The following is a 24397-nucleotide window of genomic DNA, read 5'->3' on the forward strand; positions in this document are numbered from 1 at the left end:
GTAGAATGGGGCCGATGCCCCGAACGGGGCTGTTCCCCATTCCTTGCAGGAGGACCCGCCAGTGACGATCCTGGCCGTTCGCCTGGTGGGCGACCCCGTGTTGCGCACCCCGGCCGAGCCCGTGACCCGCTTTGACGACGCCTTCCGGCGGCTGTGTGCGGACATGCACCAGACCATGGACGAGGTGGACGGCGTGGGACTCGCCGGCCCGCAGGTGGGGGTGGGCCTGCGCGTCTTCACCTACCACGTGGGAGATCAGCGCGGCACGGTGTGCAATCCCGTGCTTGACCTTGCCCCGGCCCGGGACCTTGAACCGGATCCCGGTTCCGAGGGCTGCCTCTCCGTGCCCGGACTCTCCTTTGCCCTGCCCCGTGCTGCGCGGGTATCCCTTCGCGGCCAGGACGAGCACGGCGAACCGCTCAGCTTGGAGGGCGAGGGGTTGCTGGCTCGCTGCTTCCAGCATGAGACGGACCACCTCAACGGAATCCTCTACGTGGATCAGTTGAAGGGGGAGACGCGCAAGCGCGCCTGGGCCTCCATCCGGGACGGCCGCTTTGCCCAGCACGCCGCTGGCGTCGAGGCCGAGCGTTCCTTCGCCGTGGGCTCTGCCTTTGGTGGCGCCGTGGGCGGCGCCTTTGGCACGGGTGCTCGCCGATGAGCCGCCTCATTTTTGCCGGCACCCCGGTCACGGCGGTCCCGGCCCTGCGCAGGCTGGTGGCGGACGGCCACGAGATCGTTGCGGTCCTGACCCGCCCGGATGCGCCGCTTGGACGCAAACGCGTCCTCACGCCGTCGCCCGTGGCACAGGTGGCGCAGGAGCTGGGGCTCGCCCTCATCAAGTCATCCAAGATCGACGACGCCACGCACACCGCGCTGGTCTCCGCCGGTGCGGACCTCGCAGTGGTCGTGGCCTACGGCGGGCTGATCCCGCGCCGCACCCTGGACGGCGTTCCCCACGGATGGGTGAACCTGCATTTCTCTTTGCTTCCGGAACTCCGCGGCGCCGCACCGGTCCAGCACGCCCTGATCCGTTGCGCCGACATCACGGGGGCGTCCGTCTTTGTCCTGGAGGAGGGCCTGGATACCGGCCCGGTGCTGGGCATGATGACGGAGGCTGTTCGGGACAAGGACACCACCGGAACCCTTCTTGACCGCCTGGCCCACGCCGGATCCGAGCTGCTCTCGCAGGCCGTGGCCGGCTATGTCTCCGGACAGGTGGTTCCGATTCCCCAGACGGGAGAGCCCACGCTGGCCCCCAAACTGGGGCGGGAGGACGGGCGGGTGGACTGGACCCAGCCCGCCCGCGCCGTGAGGGGTCGCATCGCCGGCACCACACCGGAGCCTGGTGCTTTCACCGAGATCAGCGAGGCGGTGCTCAAACTGGCCCGCGTGGAGGAGGAACCGCTCGTGGACCACCTTTCGCCGGGCACGGTGTGGGTGGAACCGGGCAAAAACGGGCGGGTGCTGGTCGGCACCGGCTCTCACGCCGTGGCTCTCACCGAGGTGCAGCCAGCAGGCAAAAAGATGATGAGGGCCGCCGATTGGGCGCGTGGCCTCCAAAGCGAGGACAAGGTGTTGCTGGGATGAGCGGGAACGACGAACGACGCGGCGGCGGTCAGAACAAGGCAAAGCGGGGCGGGCGCGGGCAGGGCGGCTCGGACCGCCGCGATGAGCAAGGCCGCCAGCGCCACCGCGGGCAGGGCGGGGGAGAGCGCCAGTTTGGCGCCATGGCCCCCGGGACTCGCTCGCGCACCGCAGACCCCGCGCGAGCAACGGCCTTTGAGGTGCTGCGCGCGGTGGAGGAGAACGACGCCTACGCGAACCTGGCGCTCCCGGCCGCCATCCGGCGGCACCAGTTGGACCGGCGCGACGCAGGCTTTGCCACGGAGCTGACCTACGGCGCGCTGCGCGAGCGTGGGCGCCTTGACGCGATCCTCAGCCGCTGCATTGATCGGCCGCTGGCGCGGGTGGATGCCCCGGTCGTGGACGCCCTGCGTTTGGGCGCCTACCAGCTGCTGCAGATGCGCGTGCCGGCGCACGCGGCGCTGGACGCAACCGTCGCGCTCACGCGTGACCTCATCGGCGCAGGAGCCGGCGGTTTTGTGAACGCCGTGCTTCGCCGCGTGAGCGAGCGCACCCCGCAGGAGTGGGATGCGTTGGTGGTGGAGGGCGCCGCGGATGAGATGGAGGCCCTGTCCATCCTCACCTCACACCCCGCGTGGATTGTGCGCGCGCTGAAGCAGTCACTGGTGGTGCACGGGCGCTCCGCAGAGGATCTTCCCGGGCTCCTGGCGGCGGATAACGCCGCGCCGACCGTGAACCTGGTCTCCCTTCCCGGCTTGGGGGATCCGGATGCGTTGGCTGAGGCCGGCGCGGAGCCCTCCGATCTGGTGCCGGGGGCCTGGCTGAGCGGCCTTGGCGGTGACCCCGGCCGGCTTCCAGGCGTGGCAGAGGGCACCGTGCGGGTCCAGGATGCCGGGTCGCAGCTGGTGGCCCGGGCGTTGGCCGCCGCGGAACTTCCGCAGGGCGGGCCCGACGCCGCGTGGCTGGATCTGTGCGCGGGTCCCGGCGGTAAGGCGGCCCTGTTGGCTGCCATCGCCGCGGATCGGGGTGCGCACCTGGAGGCCAACGAGGTGGCGCCACACCGCGCCCAGCTCGTGACCCAGGGTCTCAAGGCCGTGCCGCAGGACGCCTGGCACATTGAGGTGGGAGACGGGCGCCGCTACGCGCAGGAGGCGCCGGCGCGTTTCGATCGCATCATGCTGGACGCCCCGTGCTCCGGCCTTGGCGCGTTGCGTCGGCGCCCCGAGGCCCGTTGGCGCAAGCAGCCCTCTGACATCCCCGCGCTGACCAAACTCCAAGGTGAGCTGCTGCTCTCAGCCTTTGACGCCCTGCGACCCGGAGGCGTGCTGGCCTATGTCACGTGCACCCCGCACGCCGCGGAGACGCTGGCCGTGGTGGAGGACCTGTTGCACCGCCGCCCGCAGGCACGGCTCATGGACACCGGTTCCGTGGTGGACTCGGTGGCCTGGCCGGACACGGTGGGTGCCACACGTCCCGCCGATGCGATGATCGGCTCAAGCACCGGATCCACGGTGCAGCTCTTCCCGGACGCGCAGGGCACGGACGCCATGTTTATGGCGCTGTTCACGCGCGTCTGATCCCTTCCCGCCGGACCCCAGGAGTTTTTGTGAGCCACGCAGCCCGTCCCTGTGCCATTCATCCCAGCATCCTCTCCGCGGACTTCATGCGGCTGGAGGCGGAACTGCAGGCCATCTCAACGGCTGATGCGGTGCACGTGGACGTCATGGATAACCACTTTGTGCCGAACCTGACGCTGGGGTTGCCGATTGTGCAGGGGGTGCAGCGAGTCTCCCCGATTCCCCTTGACGTTCACCTGATGATCGCGGATCCGGACCGCTGGGCGCCGGCCTACGCGGAGGCGGGGGCGGCGTCCGTGACGTTCCATGCCGAGGCGGCCGCGGCCCCCATCAAGCTGGCGCGGACCCTGCGTGAGCTGGGCTCCAAGTCCGCCATGGCCCTGCGCCCGGCCACCCCGGTGGAGCCGTTCCTTGACCTGCTCCCCGAGCTGGACATGCTGTTGCTGATGACGGTGGAGCCCGGCTTTGGCGGTCAGGCGTTCCTGGAAGTTGTGGTCCCCAAGATTCGGCGGGCGCGTGCGGCGATCGACGCCGCGGGCGGCACGGTGGCGCTGCAGGTGGACGGAGGCGTGACCACTCAGACCATCCGCATGGCAGCGGATGCTGGGGCGGACACCTTTGTGGCCGGTTCCTCGGTGTATGGCGCGGAGGACGTCGCGGCGGCGATTGAGGGGCTGCGCCACGCCGCACGGTAGGGCGTCACGTTGCGTCGCACGCCGCACCCCGGATTTCCCACGGGCCGGATCAGGTGGTGTGATGTGCGTACACATTTACGTGCTCCGGGGTCGGTGAAATTCCGAACCGGCGGTGATAGTCCGCGACCCGCAGACCGCCTCTCACGAGGCAACGTGCGGTTGAACTGGTGAAATTCCGGTACCGACAGTCAAAGTCTGGATGGGAGAAGCACGGATGCGGCGCAAGCCGTGTCGGCATGCGCTGGCGACCTCACGTCGTCGAGCGCGCATGCCGGCACCGTTAGTGTCTGCGTTCCCCCCGGAGCCATCGCGGTTTCGAGAGGAGAACAATGGATTTTCTGCGATGGCTCACTGACGCCTTCAATTCATACATCACCCTGCCAGGCGGCCAAGCGCTGCTGGTGCGAGAGGTGGTGGGCAACGTCTTTGGCCTGGCCAGCGCGCTGGGCGGAATGCGACGCAAAATCTGGGCCTGGCCCGTCGGCATCATCGGCAATCTGCTGCTGTTGACCGTCTTCCTGAGCTCCATCCTGAGCCCGGATAGCTCGGCGCCGTCCCTGCTGGGGCAAGCCGGACGCCAAATCATGTTCATCGCCGTATCCGTCTACGGATGGGTGCAGTGGAAGCGGTCCAAGAACGAGGGCGGCACCGCAGTGGTGCCCCGCTGGGCCTCCTGGCCCACGCGCCTTGGCCTGGTGCTGGTGTTGGTGATCGGCACCGTGGCCCTGACCCCGCTCTTCAAGCTGCTTGGCTCCTACGATCCCGTCTGGGCGGACGCCTGGACGTTTGTGGGATCGCTGCTGGCCACCTACGGGATGGCCAAGGGGTGGACGGAGTTCTGGCTCATCTGGGTGGCCGTTGACGTGGTGGGGGTGCCGCTGCTGTTCAGCGCCGGCTACTACGCCACGGGGTTCATGTACCTCTTCTACGGCTGCTTCACCGTGGTCGGGTTCATCGTCTGGGCCCGGGCGCAACATCACGCCAAGCCAAGCGTGGAGACCCGCCACCTTGACCCACGAGTGGGGGCCAACCGCCCCGAGAACTGATGCCTCCCCGCATGACCCATCGCCATGGCCCGTGAGCACCCGCTCGCGGGCCTTGGCGTCTGGGTAGCGCAGGTCACGTCGTCATGAGTGCGGGCCCGGAGCCGGCACGGCGGTACTCTGAGGCACGTGAAAACCTTCGAATCGCTTTTTGCGGAGCTCTCCGCCAAGGCGCAGGAACGCCCCGAGGGCTCCGGCACTGTCGCGGAGCTTGATGCCGGTGTCCACTTCATCGGCAAGAAAATTGTTGAGGAAGCGGCCGAGGTCTGGATGGCCTCCGAGCATGAGAGCCTCGACGAGGCCGCTGCGGAGATGTCCCAGCTGCTGTACCACCTGCAGGTCATGATGCTCGCCAAGGGCATCTCTCTGCAGGACGTATACAAGCACCTGTAGCCGCTACCGACGCCCCGTGCGTCCGCAGCGGCCGCCCCCGCCCCCTCCACGACGTGCGCCCAGCGGCGCACACCGCAGCGCGAGCCGCCCCAGAGCAGGCTGGCGCACCCAGGAAGGCTTGACACCATGCTTCGTATCGCCGTGCCCAACAAGGGCTCCCTCTCAGACGCCGTCTCCTCCATGCTCGTGGAGGCCGGCTACCGCCAGCGCCGCGACCACCGCGAACTGGCCATCATTGACCCCGAGAATGACATCGAGTTCTTCTACCTGCGCCCGCGAGATATCGCCGTGTACGTGGGCAAGGGTGTGCTGGACCTCGGCATCACCGGCCGCGACCTGTTCCAGGACGCCGAGGTGGATGGCGGCGCTGAGGAGCTGATGCCCCTGGGGATCGGCAAGTCAACGTTCCGCTTTGCCGGGCACACGGGGGAGTTCACCTCCATTGAGCAGCTCAATGGCAAGCGCATCGCCACCAGCTACCGGTCCCTGGTGGATCACTTCCTGGCGGAGCGCGGCATCGACGCCACGACGGTCCGCCTGGACGGCGCCATCGAAACCTCCATCCGCCTGGGTGTGGCGGATGCCATCGCGGACGTGGTGGAGACCGGATCCACCATGCGCGCCGCCGGGCTGGAGCCCTTCGGAGACTCCCTGATGCAGTCGGAGGCCATCCTGATTGGGCCCGCGGGGCACGCCCCTGCCGGGCTTGATGTGCTCCAGCGCCGCCTCACCGGTGTGCTGGTTGCGCGGCGCTACGTGCTCCTTGACTACGACATCCGCAAGGATTTGGTGGAGCAGGCCGCGGCACTGACCCCGGGCCTTGAATCTCCCACGGTCTCCCCGCTGCGAGACTCCGACTGGGTCGCCGTGCGCTCCATGGTGCGCAAGGAAACCACCAACCAGGTCATGGATGACCTCTATGACCTGGGCGCCCGCGCCATCTTGGTCACAGCGATTGACGCCTGCCGTATCTGAGGCACAGCAAGACTGAACTGCCCGACGCCGCGTGGCAACGCGGCGTCGGGCAGGTGGCCTTCCAGCCGTACCCCCGTTCACCGGCTGCCTGGCGGCCGCCGCAACCCAAGGAGCCTCCCGTGCCTGTCGCCATTCGTGTGATCCCCTGCCTTGATGTTGACCACGGGCGCGTGGTGAAGGGCGTGAACTTTGAGGGCCTGCGAGACGCCGGGGATCCGGTGGAGCTTGCTGCACGCTACGGCCGCGAGGGCGCGGATGAGCTGACCTTCCTGGACGTCACCGCCTCCTCCGGTGACCGCGAGACGGTCTACGACGTGGTGCGCCGCACCGCGGATCAGGTGTTCATTCCGCTGACCGTCGGCGGGGGAGTGCGCGCGGTCGCGGACGTGGATCGCCTGCTGCGCGCCGGGGCTGATAAGGCCTCCATCAACACCGCCGCGGTGGTGCGCCCGGAGGTCATCAACGAGATCACCGAGCGCTTTGGGTCCCAGGTGCTCACGCTGTCCCTTGACGCCAAGCGCTCGGAGAAGGCGCTGCCCTCCGGCTTTGAGGTCACCGTCAAGGGCGGTCGCGAGGGCACCGGGATCGACGCGGTGCAGTGGGCGCAGGAGGCGGCCAGGCGCGGCGTGGGAGAGATCCTGCTCAACTCCATTGACGCGGACGGCACCAAGGACGGCTTTGACCTGGAGATGATTAGGGCGGTGCGCCGCGCCGTCAACGTCCCGCTGATCGCCTCCGGTGGTGCGGGGACCCCGGAGCATTTTGCCCCCGCGGTGCACGCAGGCGCCGACGCAGTGCTGGCCGCATCGGTGTTCCACTTTGGCCCGGATGACATGATCTCGCGGGTCAAGGCGGCCATGCGCGCGGCCGGCTGCGAGGTCCGCTAGCAGTCAGGTTCGCTAACCGTCAGTATCGCTAGCAGTCAGCTTCGCTGACGGCCAGGCGCGCCCGGCCGCTCGCGAGGGGCGTCCCTTGGGTCGCGGCTCAGACCTGCGCGGTGTAGGCGGTGAAGCGCCGCACGGCGGCAGGGGCGCCCTCAAAGGTCACCAGAGCGTGGTCGTTGCGCCCGTGGGCGTGCATGGCCAGTTCGCCGATCTGGCCAAAGAGGGCCACGGAATCCGCGCCCTGGCGCACGCGCCGGCGTTGACCGTCCGAGCGCACCAGGATCACGCCAACCCCCGCGCCGCGGTACAGCATCCCCGCGCGCTTGAGCAGTTGGTTCCACAGCGCCTCGTCGTAGCCGGCCTCCAGTGCCCGCGGTGCCCAGCGCTCGCGCGAACGGCGGGCGTCCTCGGTGTGGACAAAGTACTCCAGCAGGTTTGCGGCCTCATCCACCCGGCGCGAGCGCAGCGGGCTGACCTTGCCGGGCCCGGCCCGGAACTTGGCTACCAGGAGGGCGTAGACGTCCGGGTCCTTGGCCTGCGTCGCGATGGTCTCTAGGCGCCGCTCCATGCCTTTTTGCAGGGGCCCACCAATGATTCCGGCGGCCCAGACGCTGTGCTCTCGCAGCATCAAGTGAGCCGCCAGGTGCCGGGTCTGCCACCCCTCGCACAGCGTGGACTCCGTGGGCCCTGCGGCGAGCAGGGTCTCGGCCAGTGCTTCTCGGGAATTCGCTGCGTAGTCCATCACCGCGATACTAGCCCGGAGTGGGGCCGCTGTGGAGGCTGACACGGGCGGATCCGTGAGCCCGCCCGCGTACGATGGACCCGATGTCTCAGAATGCCCCGGAACCCCGCCCCGTCTCCAGCCCACTCGATCCCGCGATTGCCCAGCGCCTCAAGCTGGATGATCACGGGCTGCTCGCGGCGATTGTGCAACAGCACGACACCGGTGAGGTGCTGATGCTTGGCTGGATGGACGCCGAGGCGCTGCACCGGACGCTGACCACGGGCCGGGTGACCTTCTGGTCCCGTTCCCGGCAGGAGTACTGGCGCAAGGGGGATACCTCCGGGCACGTGCAGTGGGTGCGCTCCGTTGCGCTGGATTGCGACGGCGACGCGCTGTTGATCCGGGCGGACCAGGTGGGGGCCGCCTGCCACACCGGAAGCCGCACCTGCTTTGATGGCCGGGACCTTGGCGCCGTGGTCGGCACCGGTCACTTTGCCGTTCAGGACTAGATTGCAGCTCTCGAAAGGAGATGCCGTGCCCCGCTTCGGTGTCATTGACCCCACCCCAGAACGCTTCGCGGAGCTGGCCGCCTCTCGCCGCGTCATCCCCGTCACCCTGACGGTGCTGGCGGATGCTCTGACGCCGGTCGGCGTGTACGAGCGGCTGGGCGCCGGGCGCCCGGGCACCTTCCTGATGGAGTCCGCGGCGGAGGGCGTTTGGTCCCGCTACTCCTTTATTGGCGCCGGTTCCGCTGCCACGCTGACGAGCCAAGACGGCCGGGCGGTGTGGCTGGGCGACCCTCCGGCCGGCGTGCCAAGGGAGGGCAACCCGGTGGAGGTGCTGCGGGACACGGTGGCGTATCTGGCCACCCCGCGCCCTTCCACCGGCGCGCCCTTCACTTCCGGGTTGGTCGGTTTTGTGGGCTGGGAGGCGGTGAGGCACTGGGAGCGCCTGCCCCACCCGCCGCTGGATGACACGCACCTGCCGGAACTGGCGATGAACCTGGTCACCGACATGGCCATTCACGACAACGTTGACTCCAGCCTGACGCTGGTGGCCAACGCCTACAACAAGGACGGCTTGGACACGGGCGTTCAAGGCGCGTACGACGACGCTGTGGCGCGTCTGCGCCGAATGGTCACCGAGCTGGGACGCCCGGCGACGACGCCAGAGGCCCCCGCCGTCGTCGGGCAGCTGGACGTTTCCCGCGAGGAGCTCTTTGGCGCCGTGCGCCACACCTGGCCTGAGGAGGCCTACCGCGAGGCCATCAGCCGCACCAAGGAGGCCATCATTGACGGCGAGGTGTTCCAGGCGGTGGTGGCGCGCCGCTTTGAGCTGGAGACGGACGCCGCGCCGCTGGATGTGTACCGCGTGCTGCGCGCCACCAACCCCAGCCCGTACATGTACCTCTACACCTTTGAGCACCCGGACGGCGGCACGTACTCCGTGGCAGGCTCCTCGCCGGAGGCGCTCGTGACCGTCAAGGGCCGGGACGTGGTTACCCACCCGATCGCCGGCTCGCGCCCGCGCGGCGGCAACTACGAGGAAGACCAGCTCCTGGAAAAGGATTTGCTGGGAGATGAAAAGGAGCGCAGCGAACACCTGATGCTTGTTGACCTCTCCCGCAATGACCTGTCCAAGGTCTGCGTGCCAGGCACCGTGGAGGTCACGCAGTTCATGGAGGTGGAGCGTTTCAGCCACATCATGCACCTGGTCTCCAACGTGGTGGGGACACTCGAGGCGGACGTGAGCGCGTATGACGTGCTCGCCGCCACCTTCCCCGCGGGCACCCTCTCCGGCGCGCCCAAGCCGCGCGCCCTGAGCCTGCTGGATGAACTAGAACCGGTCCGGCGGGGGGTCTACGGCGGGGTGGTGGGCTACTTTGACCTCTCCGGGGACATGGACATGGCCATTGCCATCCGCACGGCGCTGCTGCAGGACGGCGTGGCCCATGTGCAGGCGGGCGGCGGGATCGTGGCGGACTCGGATCCGGACGCGGAATCCCTTGAATCCATGAACAAGTCCTTTGCCCCGCTGCGGGCGGCCTACGCGGCGGGCAGCCTTCGCGCCGCGGCAGAAGTGATGGGAAACGAATCGTGACTGAGACAGAGCCCAAGCGGCTGTTGAGCCGCCGCAACGTGATCCTGCTCGGCATCGCCGCCGGCCTAGTGGGCCTGCTAGGGGTCACCCAGACCTGGATCACGGTGCCGCCGCCCAGCTCGGGTGTGCAGCTCGGCAGCGTCGCCGTCTCCGGTGCGGACGCCGCGAGCGCCGTCCTGGCGCTGACGGTCGTGGGCCTGGCCTGCGCCGTCGCCGCCACCATCGCCGGCAAGATTGCCCGCTACATTGTGGCCGCCGTGCAATTCCTGGTGGGGGCCGGAGTGGTGGGCTTTGTTATCCCGGTGCTGCTTGACCCGCACAAGGCGGCAGCGGCCAAGGTCTCCGAGGCCTTTGGGCTGCAGGTGGTGCCGGATGCCGCGTATCAGCTGAGCTTCTGGCCCGTGGTCTCCATGGTGGGTGGCGTGTTGATGGTGTTGGCGGCTCTGGCGCTGGCGTGGTCAAGTCGCGGTTGGACCAGCGGTCACCGCTACGAGCGCACCACGGGTGGGCGGGCGGTGGTCACCAACGAGACGATGGATGACATTGACCGCTGGGATGCCTTCACGGAGGGGGAGGACCCCACGGAGGGCGACGGGGACGTCAAGGGCGCTCGCTACCACTAGGCCCACGGCCGGCCGCGCCCGCCGCCACGCCCCGCTCGCCCCGCCGCCACGCGACTCCGATGGGCTTTTCGACGGCGTGTAGTGGCACAATGTTTGTGGCGGTCTTCTGGATCGTTCATCGCATCACCCTGACGCGGCCCGCCGCCGCACCCGAGAAGGAGCCCACCCCATGGTGACCACGCAGCAGCAGATTACCCACGACCCGGTTTTTGAGGACGTGCCAGGCCACGGCAATACCATCGCCGCGTGGGCCATGTTTGGTGTCATGTTCATCGGTGTTGTCATCGGCTGCTTGGCCTTCGTGTGGGCCAACCTCATGGGTGTCGCCATTGGCGGCGGCGTGATCATCCTCGGCCTGATCGTGGGCCTGGTGCTCAAGGCCGCGGGCTTCGGTGTGGGCGGCAAGCACACCAAGTCGGATCACTGACCGTATCGCCGTGACGGTCCTCGACGACATCATTGCGGGGGTCCGAGAGGACCTCGAGGTCCGGCGGGCCGCGGTTTCCGAGGCGCAGTTGCGAGAGCGTATTGCGCTCACCGCTCCTGCCCGGGATGCCTTGGCTGCGCTCACGCCCTCTGCGCAGCGTCCCTTTGGTGTGATCGCCGAGGTTAAGCGCAAGTCGCCCTCCAAGGGCGAACTGGCCGCCATCGCAGAGCCGGCACAGCTGGCCGCGAGCTACGCGGCCGGCGGCGCCGCGGTGATTTCCGTCCTGACGGAGCAACGCCGCTTTGGCGGCTCCCTCGCCGACCTGGACGCCGTGCGTGCCGCGGTGGACGTGCCGGTGTTGCGCAAGGACTTCACGGTTGATGCGTACCAAATCCTGGAGGCCCGCGCTCATGGGGCTGACCTGATCCTGCTCATCGTTGCGGCGCTGAGCGATGCACAGTTGCGCCAGTTCCTGGACCTGACCCACTCGCTTGGCATGAACGCGCTGGTGGAGACGCACACCGCCGAGGAAGTCCGGCGAGCCAGAGCCCTTGGCGCCAGGCTCGTGGGCGTCAACGTGCGCAACCTGAAAACCCTGGACGTTGACCCGGCCCGCTTTGCGGACCTGGCTCCGTCCCTCCCCACCGGTACCGTGGCCATCGCGGAATCCGGTGTGGCCGGCGTCGAGGACGTCACGAATTATGCGCGCGCGGGCGCGGACGCCGTTTTGGTGGGTGAGGCCCTGGTCAAGGGTGCCGACCCCCAGGACGCCGTGGCCCGCTTCACCGCGGCGGGGGCCGCAGTGCGCGCCAAGAGCTGACCGCCACGGCGCGCGAGCCGCGCCGGTCGGACCGAGCGAGTGAGGAGCACTCATGTCCACGCAATCCCCGTCCTCCATTCCGGATGACGCAGCAGAGCGGTTCCTGACTAACGGTGGACTGCGCCACGCGCCCGGCCCGTACTTTGGCGAGTATGGGGGCCGCTGGATGCCGGAGTCCCTCATCGCCGCCCTTGATCAGTTGGAAGAGACCTTTGAGAAGGCCAAGCTGGACCCGGAGTTCCTGGCGGAGCTGGAGGATCTCTCACACAACTACGCCAACCGCCCGTCGCTGCTGACGGAGGCCAAGCGCTTTGCTGAGCACGCCGGCGGCGTGCGCGTCTTCTTGAAGCGTGAGGACCTGAACCACACGGGATCTCACAAGATCAATAACGTGCTGGGGCAGGCGCTGCTGGCTCGTCGCATGGGTAAGACGCGCCTCATCGCGGAGACCGGGGCTGGCCAGCATGGCGTGGCCACGGCGACGGCGGCCGCACTCTTTGACATGGAGTGTGTGGTCTACATGGGTGAGGAAGACACCCAGCGCCAGGCCCTGAACGTGGCCCGGATGGAGCTGCTTGGCGCCACCGTAATCCCCGTCAAGGCGGGCTCCCGCACCCTCAAGGACGCCATCAACGAGGCGCTGCGAGACTGGGTCACCAACGTGGAGACCACCCATTACCTTCTGGGCACGGCCGCTGGCGCCCACCCGTTCCCGGCCCTGGTGCGGTACTTCCACGAGGTCATTGGCGAGGAGGCACGGGAGCAGATCCTGGCTCAGACCGGGCAGCTGCCGGACGCCGTGTGCGCGTGCGTGGGCGGCGGGTCAAACGCGATCGGGATCTTCCACGGCTTCCTGGATGATTCCTCCGTGGCTCTGTACGGCCAGGAGGCCGGGGGAGACGGCGTGGAGACCGGACGCCACGCCGCGACCATCAATCTGGGCCGCCCGGGCGTGCTGCACGGCGCGCGGACCTACCTGATGCAGGACGAGGACGGGCAGACGGTGGAGTCCCACTCCATCTCCGCCGGTCTTGACTACCCAGGCGTTGGGCCGGAGCACTCCCACCTGGCGGACATTGGCCGCGTGGTCTACGAGCCCATCACCGATGCGGAGGCTATGGACGCGCTGCGCCTGCTCAGCCGCACCGAGGGCATCATTCCCGCGATCGAGTCCTCCCACGCCCTGGCCGGAGCCATCAAGGCCGGCCAGCGTCTCGCGGAGCAGGCGCGCGCGGAGGGCACGGACGCCTCCAGCAAGATGGTGCTCGTGAGCCTCTCCGGTCGCGGGGACAAGGATGTGGCCACCGCCGGTACCTGGTTTGGCCTCATCGATGAAGCCACAGCGAAGAAGGGGGAGTGAACGCCATGAGCGCCACCGCTCAGATCGTCTCCAAGTCCGCGGCCGCCATTGAGGCTGCGCGCGCGCAGGGGCGTCCTGCCCTCATCACCTACCTGCCGGCGGGCTTCCCCGACGAACAGGCCACGATCGACGCAGCTGTGGCGATGGCCCAGAACGGCGCCGACGTGATTGAGGTGGGCATCCCCTACTCAGACCCGGTCATGGACGGCCCGGTCATCCAGGCCGCCACCACTCAGGCCCTGGCCCGCGGATTCCGTGTGGAGTCCATCTTTGAGATCGTTGCGGGCATCACCACCCGTTGCGACGCCGCGGTGCTGGTGATGACGTACTGGAACCCCGTGATGCGCATGGGCGTTCACGAGTTCTCCCGCCGCCTTGCCGAGGCGGGCGGCGCCGGACTCATCACCCCAGATTTGATCCCGGACGAGGCCGCAGAGTGGTTCGCGGCCAGCGACGAGTTTGGCCTTGACCGCGTGTTCCTCACGGCACCGTCCAGCACCCCCGAGCGGGTCGCGGCCACGGTGGAGGCCTCCCGCGGTTTTGTGTACTGCGTCTCCGTGATGGGAGTCACCGGCGCGCGCACCGAGGTCTCGGCCGCCACCCGTGGTGTGGTGGATGCAGCGCACCAGGCGGGGGCCCAACGGGCCTGCGTTGGCCTGGGTGTCTCCCGCCGCGAACACGTGGTGGAGATTGGTGAATACGCCGACGGTGTCATCGTCGGTACGGCGCTGGTGGCAGCACTTGGTGAGGGCGGCGTTCCCGCCGTCGCCGAGCTGACCGCCAGCCTGAGTGGCAAGGACGTGGCATGAGCCTCCCCATCGCGGCAGCTGTGCTGCCCCTCTCCATCCCCTCCCCGCCTCAGGAGATGGCCCGCTTCAGCTTGGGCCCCCTGACCATCCACATGTACGCCCTGTGCATCCTGCTCGGCATTGTGGTGGCGCTCTGGCTCACGGTGCGCCGGTGGCGAGCCCGCGGCGGCGAGTCTGACGTGATCTGGGACGTGGCCATCTGGGCCATCCCCTTCGGCATCATCGGCGGCAGGCTCTATCACGTGGTCTCCTCGCCGGATGCCTACTTTGGGCCCGGCTATGACGGCACGGGAGACCCGATCAAGATCCTTTACATCTGGAACGGTGGACTGGGCATCTGGGGCGCCGTGGCTTTGGGCGCCGTTGGCGCCTGGATCGGCACCCGCCGCGCCGGCGTGCGGCTCTCCGCCTTCGCGGACGCCGCCGCCCCTGGCCTGCTCCTGGCGCAGGCGATTGGCCGCCTGGGCAACTGGTTCAACCAGGAGCTCTTCGGCAGCCCCACCACCCTGCCCTGGGGCCTGCAGATTGATCCCACCAGCCCCAATTTCCCGCCGGGTTTGCCAGCGGACACCCTGTTCCACCCCACGTTCTTGTACGAGATGCTCTGGAACCTGGCGGGCGTGGCGGCCCTGTTGCTCCTCGATCGCCGCCTCAAGCTGCGCTTTGGACAACTGGTCTGGCTGTACGTGGTGATCTACACCGCCGGCCGCACGTGGATCGAGGCCCTGCGCATCGATGAGGCCCAGATGATCACCATCGGTGGCATTGAGCAGCGCCTGAACGTGTGGACCTCCTTGCTCCTGTTTGTGCTTGCCGTGGTGATCCTGACCTTCTGCGCCGTCAGGGCGCGCCGCATGGACCAAGCGGACTTCATGTACCTTCCCGGGCACGGCCCGGCGGAGCTGGAGGAAGCCGGGGACGGCGACCAGGCGGACACCCTGCCCGACGCCGCTGGCTCGGCTCCCGGGGCGACGCCCGGTCGTGCCTCCACGACGGACACGGGCACAGTCACAGCCGCAGGTACGGCCACCACGACGCTGCCCACCGCGAGCGAGTCGGCCGTCCCGACCGCAGCGGCGCAGACCCGAGCCAGGCGCAAGGCGGGCCCGCGTCACGCACCCGAGGCGGCGGCGTCCAGCACAGAACCGGCCACCGCCGAGGACTCTCCGTACCCCACGGCCGAGGATCTGGCAGATGATTCCGGCGCCGTGACGACACATGACGACGGCTCGATTGACGGTCAGCAGAGGGATTCCTGACCGCACGGGAGGCCAGTAAACGCGCGGATTCTGATCCGCGCAGGAAACAGGGAAGGCACGCGTGGGCAATGCGCCTGCGACGGCCCGTTTACATCCCTGACATGATTCAGCCGTAGTGTGACGGCACCCACTCCGAGCAAAAGGGTGGGTGCAGGGGAACGTCGCTAGATGCCCCCACCACTCGACCCGATGCGCCACCCGTCACCCCGGGCGGCGAGCAGGGGAGAGGGGCAGCCCACCAGGCAGCCCATCAGCCCACGACGAGGTGGGCGAGTGTTCCCGATCTGCAACGCAATCGGGGACGGACAGCCGGTTCGCGGGGCAGACACAGCCGCCCTGAGCTCAGGCTGCGACGAGGCTCGCCGCATCCCCCTGGGCGCGTCTCGCCCATCACGTCGATGCGAAGGACGCCTCATGACACCGTCCCAGCCGGGTACGCCCGAGTTGAACCCGTTCCGCCGCTTTGCCGCGATCCCGGAGGCCACCGGCCTGTACGATCCGGCCAACGAGAAGGACGCCTGCGGGCTGGCCGTGGTGGCCACCCTGCACGGGGCACCCACCCACGACCTGGTGCAGAAGGCCCTGGAGGCGCTGCGCCGGCTGGAGCACCGCGGCGCCGTGGGCGCAGACGAGGGCTCCGGAGACGGTGCTGGACTCCTGACGCAGATCCCGCACGAGTTCCTCGCGGCAGAGGTGGACTTTGCCTTGCCCGCCCCCGGGCACTACGTGGTCGGCACGGCCTTCCTGCCGGACGACGATGCGGACGAGGCGGAGGCCCGCGCCGGCCTAGAGGAATTGGCCCGTGACGAGGAGCTGACGGTGCTTGGCTGGCGCCAGGTGCCCACCGACCCCTCCGTGCTTGGCGCAGGCGCGCGCTCCTGCATGCCGCGCTTTGCCCAGCTGTTTGTGGCCCCCACCGACGGGGACATCAGCGACCTTGATCAGCGAGTCTTCCGGGTGCGCAAGCGCGGGCAGAACAAGTTTGGTGTGTATTTCCCCAGCTTCTCTTCCAAGACCATGGTCTACAAGGGCATGCTCTCCACGGCGCAGCTGGCGCCGTTCTACCCGGATCTCTCCGACCCGCGTTTCACCACGCGCATCGGCATTGTGCACTCCCGCTTCTCCACCAACACCTTCCCCTCGTGGCCGTTGGCCCAGCCCTTCCGCACCATTGCCCACAACGGCGAGATCAACACCGTCAAGGGCAACCGCAACTGGATGCGCGCCCGCCAGTCCCAGCTGGCCTCGCCGCTGCTGGGTGAGGTCCCGGAGGAGCTCTACCCCATCTGCACCCCAGGCGCCTCTGACTCGGCCTCCTTCGACGAGGTGGCGGAGTTGCTGATGCTGGCCGGGCGCCCCTTGCCGCAGGCGATCATGATGATGATCCCCGAGGCCTGGGAGAACGACACCCAGATGGACGCGGATAAGCGCGCGTTCTACGAATACCACTCCATGCTCATGGAGCCGTGGGATGGCCCCGCCGCCGTGGCGTTCACCGACGGCGAGCTGGTGGGGGCCGTGCTGGATCGCAACGGCCTGCGCCCGTCTCGTTATTGGGTCACGGAGGACGGCTTTGTGGTGCTGGCCTCCGAGGTGGGTGTGGTGGACCTTGACCAGTCCACCGTGGTGCGCAAGGGGCGCGTCTCACCGGGCAAGATGTTCCTCATCGACACGGTCCAAGGCCGCATCATCGAGGATCAGGAAATCAAGGCCACGGTGGCGCAGGCCAATCCGTGGCGGGACTGGGTCAAGCAGAATCTGCGCAGCCTGGCTGAGCTGCCGGAGCGCGAGCACATTGTGCACGGCGCGGGTTCCATTGAGCTGCGCCAGCGCACCTTTGGCTACACGCATGAGGAGCTCAAGATCCTGCTGGCGCCGATGGCCACCACGGGCGCCGAGCCCCTGGGCGCCATGGGAACTGACACCCCGGTGGCCGTGCTGGCCCAGCGCCCACGCCTGCTCTTTGACTACTTCCATCAGTCCTTTGCGCAGGTCACCAATCCGCCCCTGGATGCCATCCGCGAGGAGCTCGTCACGAGCCTGCGGACCACCATTGGGCCGGACGGGAACCTGCTGGCCGGCCGCTTTGAGCCCACCAGCCAGATTGCCCTTGACTTCCCGGTGATGACCAACGATCAGCTGGCCAAGATCGTCCACCTGCGCAACGAGGACGGCGTCAAGGAGACGCTGCGCGTGCGCGGGCTCTACCGGCCCGACGGCGGCGCGGATGAGTTGGCTGCGCGCCTCACGGAGATCTGCGAGAAGGTCTCGGCGGCCATCAATCGCGGCGTGAAGTTTGTGGTGCTCTCGGATCGCGATTCAACCGCCCAATGGGCGCCCATCCCGTCCCTGCTGCTCACCTCCGCGGTGCACCACCACCTGCTGCGCGCCGCGAATCGCGTGCGTGCCTCTCTCCTGGTTGAGGCGGGCGATGTGCGCGAGGTACACCATGTGGCGGCACTGGTGGGCTTTGGCGCCACCGCCGTGAACCCCTACCTGGCGTTGGAGACCGTGGAGCACATGGCCCGCCGGGGGGACCTGGAGGGTGTGAGCCCGGACCAGGCCAACAAGAACCTGGTGAAGGCCCTTGGCAAGGGCGTGCTCAAGATCATGTCCAAGATGGGCATCTCCACGGTGTCCTCTTACTGCGGCGCGCAGACCTTTGAGGCGCTTGGCCTGGCCCGCCCCTTGGTGAATGCCTACTTCTCAGGGACCGCCACGCAGATGGGTGGCGCCGGCCTTGACGTGCTGGCGGAGGAGACCCGTCAGCGTCACGAGGCCGCGTACCCGGCGGATGGCAACGAGATGCCCCACCGATCCCTGTGGACCGGAGGCGAGTACCAGTGGCGCCGCGACGGTCCTCCGCACCTGTTCAATCCGGAGACGGTGTTTAAGCTTCAGCACGCCACCCGCGAGCGGCGCTTTGACATCTTCCGGGAGTACACGCGGGACGTGGACCAGCAGTCCCACGAACTGAAGACCCTGCGTGGTCTCTTCCGCTTCCGCGACGGTGAGCGCCCGGCCGTGCCGGTGGAAGAGGTGGAGCCCGTCTCCGCGATCGTGAAGCGCTTCTCCACCGGGGCCATGAGCTATGGCTCCATCTCCAAGGAGGCGCACGAGACGCTCGCCATCGCCATGAATCGGCTGGGCGGAAAGTCCAATACCGGAGAGGGCGGGGAGGATGTTGACCGCCTGCTTGATCCGGAGCGCCGCAGCGCCGTGAAGCAGATTGCTTCTGGCCGCTTTGGTGTGACGAGCCTGTACCTTAGCAACGCGGATGACATTCAGATCAAGATGGCCCAGGGCGCCAAGCCGGGCGAGGGCGGCCAGCTGATGGCGCAGAAGATGTACCCGTGGGTGGCCAGCACGCGCCACAGCACTCCCGGTGTGGGGCTCATTTCCCCGCCGCCGCATCACGACATCTACTCCATCGAGGACCTGGCCCAGCTGATCTTTGACGCCAAGCGCGCCAACCCCTCCGCCCGGGTGCACGTCAAGCTGGTTTCCGAGGTGGGGATCGGCACCGTGGCGGCCGGCGTGACCAAGGCCAAGGCCGACGTCGTGCTGGTGTCTGGGCACGACGGCGGCACCGGTGCCAGCCCCCTGAACTCGCTCAAGCACGCCGGCGCCCCTTGGGAGCTGGGGCTCGCAGAGACGCAGCAGACGCTGATGCTCAACGGCCTCCGCGAGCGGGTGGTGGTCCAGGCGGACGGCCAGCTCAAGACTGGCCGCGACGTGGTCATCGCGGCGCTGCTCGGGGCCGAGGAGTTCGGTTTTGCCACGGCGCCCCTGGTGGTCTCTGGCTGCGTCATGATGCGGGTCTGCCACCTGGACACGTGCCCGGTGGGAGTGGCAACGCAGAATCCGCTGCTGCGCTCCCGCTTCACCGGCAAGCCGGAATTTGTGGTGACGTTCTTTGAGTACTTGGCCCAGGAAGTCCGCGAGCTGCTGGCGCAATTGGGCTTTCGCAGCATCGAGGAGGCCGTGGGCCACGCCGAGATGCTGGAGCTGGATGATGCGATTCGGCATTGGAAGGCGGATGGCCTTGACCTCTCCGGCCTGTTTGGTGAGTACCAGCGTCCCTTTGGCGGGACGCTGCACAACTCCACCGCGCAGAACCACGAGCTGGACAAGCATTTTGACAATCAGCTCATTGAGCTCAGCCACGACGCGCTGAAGCATCGGGATCCCGTGCGGATCACGCTGCCGGTGGTCAACACGGACCGCTCCGTGGGAACCATGCTTGGCCACACGGTCACCAAGACCTTTGGCGTGGAGGACCTGGCACCGGACACCATCGACATCACGCTCAGCGGCCCGGCCGGGCAATCCCTTGGCGCGTTCATGCCAGCTGGGATCACCCTGCGCCTGTGGGGCGAGGCCAACGACTACGCGGGCAAGGGGCTCTCCGGTGGGCGCATCATCATCCGCCCGGGGCGCGAGGCCGCGTTCTGTGCGGAGGAGAACGTGGTGGCAGGCAACGTGATTGGTTACGGCGCCACCTCAGGTGAGCTGTTCCTGCGCGGACTGGTGGGGGAGCGCTTCCTGGTGCGCAATTCCGGCGCCACGGCGGTGGTGGAGGGGATTGGCGATCATGGGCTGGAATACATGACCGGTGGAACCGCTCTGATCCTCGGTTCGGTTGGCCGCAACCTGGCCGCCGGAATGTCCGGAGGCGTGGCGTACGTGCTGGACTTGGACCACTCCAGGCTCAACCGCGAGGCGGTGGCAGGGAGCGAGCTGATCGTGGAGACGCTGCCCACGGAGGACGCCGAGCTGGTGCGCACCCTCCTGCAGCGCCATGGCGAGGAGACCGGCTCAGACGTAGCGGCCAAGTTGCTCCTTGACTGGCAGGAAACCAGCACCCGCATCACCAAGATCATGCCGCGCCACTACGCCACCGTGCTTGCCACGCGGGCGCAGGCGGTCGCGGAAGGCCTGGACCCGGACGGCGAAGCCGTGTGGTCCCGAATCCTGGAGGCAACCCGTGGCTGACCCGCGCGGATTCCTGACCACCCGTGAGCGCGAGACCCAGAAGCGCAGGCCAGTGCCAGTGCGCCTCATGGACTTCAAGGACGTCTATGAGAAGCCGGACCCGACGGTGCTGCACCGTCAGGCCGGGCGCTGCATGGACTGCGGCGTGCCGTTCTGTCACCAGGGTTGCCCGCTGGGCAACCTGATCCCGGAATGGAACGACCTGGTGTGGCGCGGCCGCATGGATGAGGCCGTGGAGCGGCTGCACGCGACCAACAACTTCCCGGAGCTCACAGGCCGCCTGTGCCCCGCCCCCTGCGAATCATCGTGTGTGTTGGGCATCAATCAGCCCGCCGTGACGATCAAGCAGGTGGAGGTGGCCATTGCGGACGCGGCGCTGGCGGGGGAGGGCATAGCGCCCCAGCCGCCCGTGCGCCACACCGATTACACCGTGGCCGTGGTGGGCTCCGGCCCGGCGGGCCTCGCCGCCGCCCAGCAGCTCACGCGTGCCGGTCACACCGTCGCGGTGTATGAGCGCGATGCGGAGATCGGCGGCCTGCTGCGCCTTGGCATCCCCGACTACAAGCTGGAAAAGGAGATCCTTGACGTCCGCGTGGAGCAGATGATGGCAGAGGGCACCCGCTTCCGGACCAACGTCGAGGTGGGCAAGGACATCTCGTGGTCTCAACTGCGCCGTGGCTACGACGCGGTGATTGTGGCCACGGGCGCCACCGTCCCCCGGGAATTGGGCATCCCGGGTCGCGATCTGCACGGTGTGCACCACGCCATGGAGTACCTGACCCGGTCCAATCAGACCGTCTCCGGGCAGGCCCCGGCGGACCCGATCGACGCGCGCGGCAAGCACGTGGTCATCCTCGGCGGCGGCGACACCGGCGCGGATTGCATCGGCACCGCGCACCGCCAGGGTGCCGCATCGGTGACCACCCTGGCGATCGGCAAGCAGCCACCAAGCGAGCGCGTGGCGAACCAGCCGTGGCCGGTGCACCCTGCGCTCTTTGAGGTCGCGAGCGCCCATGAGGAGGGTGGCGAGCGCACCTACCTTGCCTCTACGGTGGAGTTTGTTGGGCACGACGGCGTGCTGACGGGCCTCAAGGTCGCGGAGACGGAGTACACGGATAATGGGCGCGTGCCCAAGGCCGGTACCGAGCGAATCATCCCTGCGGATCTGGTGTTTTTGGCACTGGGGTTCACCGGCCCGGAGAAGGCCGGCTTGGACGCCCAGCTCGGCGCCGCCTTTGACGAGCGCGGGCAACTCACGCGCAGCGAGGACTACGCGGTGGCTCCGGGAGTGTTTGTGGCAGGCGATGCCGGCCGCGGGGCCTCGCTCATCGTCTGGGCCATCGCCGAGGGACGCTCGGTGGCGGCCAGCGTGGAGCGCCACCTGCAGGGTGCCACGGCCCTTCCGGACCCCGTCCGTCCCACAGATCGAGGCTTTAGCCTCTGAAGAGTAGTACGCTGGTGATGGTGACCACAGGAGTTTTCTGGGGTGACCACCACCGCACGGTGCGCCGAGGAAGTCGCCCGCAATTTTTGACATCAAACGTTGAAAGAGAGGGCTGACTCAAGGTGAGACGAGCTAAAATCGTCGTCACGTTCGGACCCGCCATCGCCACCCTGGATAAGGCCAGGGAAGCGATTGAGGCAGGCATGAATGTGGCGCGACTCAACATGAGCCACGGCGACCACGCAACCCACGCGGACATTCTGGCGAATCTTCGCCAGGCGTCCTCTGACCTCCAGCAGCCCATCGGCGTCTTTGCCGATCTGCAGGGGCCCAAGATCCGCCTCGAGACCTTCGCGAACGGCCCCCACCTGCTCAAGGAGGGTGACAAGTTCACCATCACGACGCGGGATGTGCCGGGCGACGCCACGGAGTGTGGCACCACGTTTAAGGGACTTCCCGGAGACGTTGCCCCGGGCGATGCGCTGCTGATCAACGATGGCAAGGTGCGCCTGCGCGCCGTGTCCGTGACGGACACCGACGTGGTGACTGAGGTCATCGTCGGCGGAGAGGTGTCCAACAACAAGGGCATCAACCTGCCCGGCGTTGCCGTGAACGTCCCCGCCTTGAGCGAGAAGGACGAGGACGACCTGCGCTGGTCGCTGCGTGCCGGCGTGGACATGATCGCGCTCTCCTTTGTGCGCCGTGCCGACGACATCGATCGCGTGCACCAGATCATGGAAGAGGAGGGGCGCCGCGTCCCCGTCATCGCCAAGATCGAGAAGCCGCAGGCCGTGGAGGCCCTGGAAGAAATCATCGACGCGTTTGACGCCATCATGGTGGCGCGCGGCGACTTGGGCGTCGAGCTGCCCCTGGAGGACGTGCCGATCGTTCAGAAGCGCGCCGTGGAGCTGGCGCGCCGCTGGGCCAAGCCGGTCATCGTCGCCACTCAGGTCCTGGAGTCCATGATTGACGCCCCGACGCCGACGCGCGCCGAGACCTCCGACTGCGCCAACGCCGTCCTTGACGGCGCGGATGCGGTGATGCTCTCCGGCGAGACCAGCGTGGGCAAGTACGCGATCGGCGCCATCAAGACCATGGCGCGGATCATCGAGTCCACCGAGGATCACGGGCTCACCCGCATTCCGCCGCTGCTGGCCCGCCCCCGCACACGCGGTGGCGCCGTCACGCGCGCCGCCGTAGAGGTGGCACAGGAGGTGGGTGCCAAGTTCATCGTTGGCTTCACCCAGACCGGAGACTCGGCCCGCCGCCTCTCCCGTATGCGCCCGGAGACGCCGATGTTTGGCTTCACCTCCAATCGCCAGACGGTGAACTACATGTGCCTCATCTGGGGCATCACCCCGCGCCTGGTGGAGTTTGTGGACCACACCGACAAGATGAGCCAGCAGGTGGAGGAGGAACTCCTCGCGCTGAAGCTGGTGGCTCAGGATGACATGGTGGTGGTGGTTTCGGGTTCGCCTCCAGGCAAGGCCGGCTCCACCAACTCATTGCGCGTGCACCGCATTGGGGACATCCTTGAGGGTGGCCCGGCCGGTGAGCGCAACGAGAAGCGTCATGAGGAGATTCGTCCTTGGCGCACCCGTGAACAGGCCGCGGTGGACATCGTCCGTCGCATGAACGAGCGCTGATCCTGCGCTGAGTCCAGCGGCAAGCCTGCCGGACACGACAAAGCCGCCGCACCCCTCTTCGGGGAGCGGCGGCTTTGCGCTGTCCGTATGGAGTCGGAAGGCCGTGCCTGCCGGTGCTTAGCCCTTGATCTGATCCAGCACTGCGTCTGCGACCTCTCGCATCGAGAGCCGCCGATCCATGGAGGTCTTCTGGATCCACCGGAACGCGTCCGGCTCCGTGAGGTTGAGCTGTTCCATGAGCCGGCTCTTGGCGCGGTCCACCAGCTTGCGGGTCTCAAACTGCTCCTGCAGATCGGAGATCTCCGCAGCCAAGGCGGAGATCTGCTCGCCACGGGAGATCGCGATCTCGATGGCGGGGACCAGGTCCGCGGCGGTGAACGGCTTGACCACATAGGCCATGGCTCCGGCCTCCTGCGCGCGCTCCACCAGTTCGCGCTGGCTGAAGGCGGTGAGCAGGACCACGGGCGCAATCCGCTCCGCGGTCAGGGTCGCCGCAGCCGTGATGCCGTCCATGATGGGCATCTTGACGTCCATGAGGACCAGGTCGGGGCGGAACTCGCGTGCCAGTTCCACGGCCTGCTCGCCGTTGACCGCCTGAGCGACCACGTCATAGCCCTCGTGTTCAAGCATCTCGACGATGTCGAGTCGAATGAGGGTCTCGTCTTCAGCAACAACAACGCGACGAGCGGGCTGGGTGCTCATGTGAGCGGCTCCTTGGATGGGTGCGGCAGGTGGCTGGTGAGCTCGATGTGCGAGTTCACCCCTCAGCCTAGTAGAGTAGAGCGAGTGCCTCGCCCGAGTGGCGGAATTGGTAGACGCACCGCACTCAAAATGCGGCGATGAAAGTCGTGCGGGTTCGAGTCCCGCCTCGGGCACCACAGCAAGGCCCCCACACTCCGGTGTGGGGGCCTTCGCGTTTCCCGGACCGCGCCCGCTGAGCCCCCTGTCCACCCCAGCAGGGAATTGACCCTTAGCGCACAGGCTTTAGTATGGTTCCGGCCCTATGTCTGAACGCAGGGTGAACGCCCGGTGACCCACG

21 protein-coding genes, 1 tRNA gene and 1 riboswitch are annotated in these 24397 nt (G+C 67.9%); of the genes, 20 read left to right on the plus strand and 2 right to left on the minus strand.

Translation table 11 applies throughout. The features are described 5' to 3' along the window. The first annotated feature begins 61 nt into the window (after positions 1 to 61). From def to hisF, 8 genes are all read left to right on the plus strand, one after another. Entirely contained in the window at positions 62 to 658 is a 597-nt protein-coding gene (def, locus tag DWQ67_RS04240) for a peptide deformylase (RefSeq protein WP_121484353.1), read from the plus strand. Next, entirely contained in the window at positions 655 to 1587 is a 933-nt protein-coding gene (fmt, locus tag DWQ67_RS04245) for a methionyl-tRNA formyltransferase (protein ID WP_121484354.1), read from the plus strand. Before def ends, fmt begins: the two co-directional genes overlap by 4 nt. After that, positions 1584 to 3161: an RsmB/NOP family class I SAM-dependent RNA methyltransferase gene (locus tag DWQ67_RS04250; RefSeq protein ID WP_121484355.1), complete on the plus strand. Its 1578-nt coding sequence runs from the start codon at positions 1584 to 1586 to the stop codon at positions 3159 to 3161. The genes fmt and DWQ67_RS04250 overlap by 4 nt, the downstream gene beginning before the upstream one ends. A gap of 29 nt (positions 3162 to 3190) precedes the next feature. Beyond that, positions 3191 to 3856 carry a ribulose-phosphate 3-epimerase gene (rpe, locus tag DWQ67_RS04255; protein WP_267899643.1) on the plus strand — a complete coding sequence of 222 codons (666 nt, stop codon included), beginning with the start codon at positions 3191 to 3193 and terminating at the stop codon, positions 3854 to 3856. 76 nt (positions 3857 to 3932) lie between these two features. Next, positions 3933 to 4071, plus strand: a riboswitch (FMN riboswitch). 114 nt (positions 4072 to 4185) lie between these two features. Further along, positions 4186 to 4902, plus strand: coding sequence for a nicotinamide riboside transporter PnuC (gene pnuC, locus DWQ67_RS04260; RefSeq protein ID WP_121484356.1), 717 nt, complete (start codon positions 4186 to 4188; stop codon positions 4900 to 4902). A 126-nt stretch (positions 4903 to 5028) separates the two neighbouring features. Beyond that, the gene (locus DWQ67_RS04265; RefSeq protein WP_121484357.1) at positions 5029 to 5292 is read left to right on the plus strand and encodes a phosphoribosyl-ATP diphosphatase; all 264 of its coding nucleotides are present in this window, start codon (positions 5029 to 5031) and stop codon (positions 5290 to 5292) included. Between the two features lie 126 nt (positions 5293 to 5418). Then, a complete protein-coding gene (gene hisG, locus DWQ67_RS04270) occupies positions 5419 to 6267 on the plus strand; it encodes an ATP phosphoribosyltransferase (RefSeq protein ID WP_121484358.1) in 849 nt (282 codons plus the stop codon). A gap of 119 nt (positions 6268 to 6386) precedes the next feature. Continuing rightward, entirely contained in the window at positions 6387 to 7154 is a 768-nt protein-coding gene (gene hisF, locus DWQ67_RS04275) for an imidazole glycerol phosphate synthase subunit HisF (RefSeq protein WP_121484359.1), read from the plus strand. 97 nt (positions 7155 to 7251) lie between these two features. Here the strand turns inward: hisF and DWQ67_RS04280 are convergent, their stop codons facing one another. Beyond that, positions 7252 to 7893: a TIGR03085 family metal-binding protein gene (locus DWQ67_RS04280; protein WP_121484360.1), complete on the minus strand. Its 642-nt coding sequence runs from the start codon at positions 7891 to 7893 to the stop codon at positions 7252 to 7254. Between the two features lie 83 nt (positions 7894 to 7976). On the opposite strand from DWQ67_RS04280, the gene hisI reads away from it, so the two are divergent. The 11 genes from hisI (at position 7977) to pyk (ending at position 23358) form a co-directional block, all read left to right on the plus strand. After that, positions 7977 to 8384 carry a phosphoribosyl-AMP cyclohydrolase gene (hisI, locus tag DWQ67_RS04285; protein ID WP_121484361.1) on the plus strand — a complete coding sequence of 136 codons (408 nt, stop codon included), beginning with the start codon at positions 7977 to 7979 and terminating at the stop codon, positions 8382 to 8384. 25 nt (positions 8385 to 8409) lie between these two features. Beyond that, positions 8410 to 9975 (plus strand): anthranilate synthase component I, encoded by a 1566-nt coding sequence (locus tag DWQ67_RS04290; protein WP_121484362.1) that lies wholly within the window; start codon positions 8410 to 8412, stop codon positions 9973 to 9975. Then, a complete protein-coding gene (locus DWQ67_RS04295; RefSeq protein ID WP_158595364.1) occupies positions 9972 to 10598 on the plus strand; it encodes a Trp biosynthesis-associated membrane protein in 627 nt (208 codons plus the stop codon). The genes DWQ67_RS04290 and DWQ67_RS04295 overlap by 4 nt, the downstream gene beginning before the upstream one ends. A gap of 169 nt (positions 10599 to 10767) precedes the next feature. Continuing rightward, positions 10768 to 11025, plus strand: a complete 258-nt coding sequence (locus DWQ67_RS04300) for an HGxxPAAW family protein (RefSeq protein ID WP_121484364.1) — start codon at positions 10768 to 10770, stop codon at positions 11023 to 11025. Positions 11026 to 11035: 10 nt separating this feature from the next. Then, positions 11036 to 11845, plus strand: coding sequence for an indole-3-glycerol phosphate synthase TrpC (trpC, locus tag DWQ67_RS04305; RefSeq protein WP_121484365.1), 810 nt, complete (start codon positions 11036 to 11038; stop codon positions 11843 to 11845). Between the two features lie 52 nt (positions 11846 to 11897). Continuing rightward, a complete protein-coding gene (trpB, locus tag DWQ67_RS04310) occupies positions 11898 to 13205 on the plus strand; it encodes a tryptophan synthase subunit beta (protein ID WP_121484366.1) in 1308 nt (435 codons plus the stop codon). Positions 13206 to 13210: 5 nt separating this feature from the next. After that, positions 13211 to 14014, plus strand: a complete 804-nt coding sequence (gene trpA, locus DWQ67_RS04315; protein ID WP_121484573.1) for a tryptophan synthase subunit alpha — start codon at positions 13211 to 13213, stop codon at positions 14012 to 14014. Then, complete coding sequence (gene lgt, locus DWQ67_RS04320) at positions 14011 to 15273, plus strand: prolipoprotein diacylglyceryl transferase (protein WP_199712595.1); 1263 nt, start codon at positions 14011 to 14013, stop codon at positions 15271 to 15273. Before trpA ends, lgt begins: the two co-directional genes overlap by 4 nt. A gap of 414 nt (positions 15274 to 15687) precedes the next feature. Beyond that, on the plus strand, positions 15688 to 20268 hold the full coding sequence (gene gltB, locus DWQ67_RS04325) for a glutamate synthase large subunit (RefSeq protein ID WP_121484367.1): 4581 nt from the start codon (positions 15688 to 15690) through the stop codon (positions 20266 to 20268). Beyond that, the gene (locus DWQ67_RS04330; RefSeq protein ID WP_121484368.1) at positions 20261 to 21712 is read left to right on the plus strand and encodes a glutamate synthase subunit beta; all 1452 of its coding nucleotides are present in this window, start codon (positions 20261 to 20263) and stop codon (positions 21710 to 21712) included. Before gltB ends, DWQ67_RS04330 begins: the two co-directional genes overlap by 8 nt. A gap of 122 nt (positions 21713 to 21834) precedes the next feature. Further along, on the plus strand, positions 21835 to 23358 hold the full coding sequence (gene pyk / locus DWQ67_RS04335) for a pyruvate kinase (RefSeq protein ID WP_121484369.1): 1524 nt from the start codon (positions 21835 to 21837) through the stop codon (positions 23356 to 23358). Positions 23359 to 23475: 117 nt separating this feature from the next. Here pyk and DWQ67_RS04340 read toward each other — a convergent pair whose 3' ends face one another. Beyond that, a complete protein-coding gene (locus tag DWQ67_RS04340; RefSeq protein ID WP_121484370.1) occupies positions 23476 to 24060 on the minus strand; it encodes an ANTAR domain-containing response regulator in 585 nt (194 codons plus the stop codon). 91 nt (positions 24061 to 24151) lie between these two features. Between DWQ67_RS04340 and DWQ67_RS04345 the strand changes: the two genes are divergently transcribed. Further along, positions 24152 to 24236 (plus strand) — tRNA-Leu (locus DWQ67_RS04345). Positions 24237 to 24397: the final 161 nt, after the last annotated feature.

Source organism: Galactobacter caseinivorans (assembly GCF_003640665.1).
GTDB lineage: Bacteria > Actinomycetota > Actinomycetes > Actinomycetales > Micrococcaceae > Galactobacter > Galactobacter caseinivorans.

Coding starts and splice junctions, on each gene's coding strand:
- gltB (WP_121484367.1), top strand. CDS start 15,688: ATGACACCGTCCCAGCCGGGTACGCCCGAGTTGAACCCGTTCCGCCGC.
- pnuC (WP_121484356.1), top strand. CDS start 4,186: ATGGATTTTCTGCGATGGCTCACTGACGCCTTCAATTCATACATCACC.
- DWQ67_RS04340 (WP_121484370.1), bottom strand. CDS start 24,060: ATGAGCACCCAGCCCGCTCGTCGCGTTGTTGTTGCTGAAGACGAGACC.
- DWQ67_RS04250 (WP_121484355.1), top strand. CDS start 1,584: ATGAGCGGGAACGACGAACGACGCGGCGGCGGTCAGAACAAGGCAAAG.
- fmt (WP_121484354.1), top strand. CDS start 655: ATGAGCCGCCTCATTTTTGCCGGCACCCCGGTCACGGCGGTCCCGGCC.
- trpB (WP_121484366.1), top strand. CDS start 11,898: ATGTCCACGCAATCCCCGTCCTCCATTCCGGATGACGCAGCAGAGCGG.
- hisI (WP_121484361.1), top strand. CDS start 7,977: ATGTCTCAGAATGCCCCGGAACCCCGCCCCGTCTCCAGCCCACTCGAT.
- DWQ67_RS04300 (WP_121484364.1), top strand. CDS start 10,768: ATGGTGACCACGCAGCAGCAGATTACCCACGACCCGGTTTTTGAGGAC.
- lgt (WP_199712595.1), top strand. CDS start 14,011: ATGAGCCTCCCCATCGCGGCAGCTGTGCTGCCCCTCTCCATCCCCTCC.
- DWQ67_RS04280 (WP_121484360.1), bottom strand. CDS start 7,893: ATGGACTACGCAGCGAATTCCCGAGAAGCACTGGCCGAGACCCTGCTC.
- hisG (WP_121484358.1), top strand. CDS start 5,419: ATGCTTCGTATCGCCGTGCCCAACAAGGGCTCCCTCTCAGACGCCGTC.
- trpA (WP_121484573.1), top strand. CDS start 13,211: ATGAGCGCCACCGCTCAGATCGTCTCCAAGTCCGCGGCCGCCATTGAG.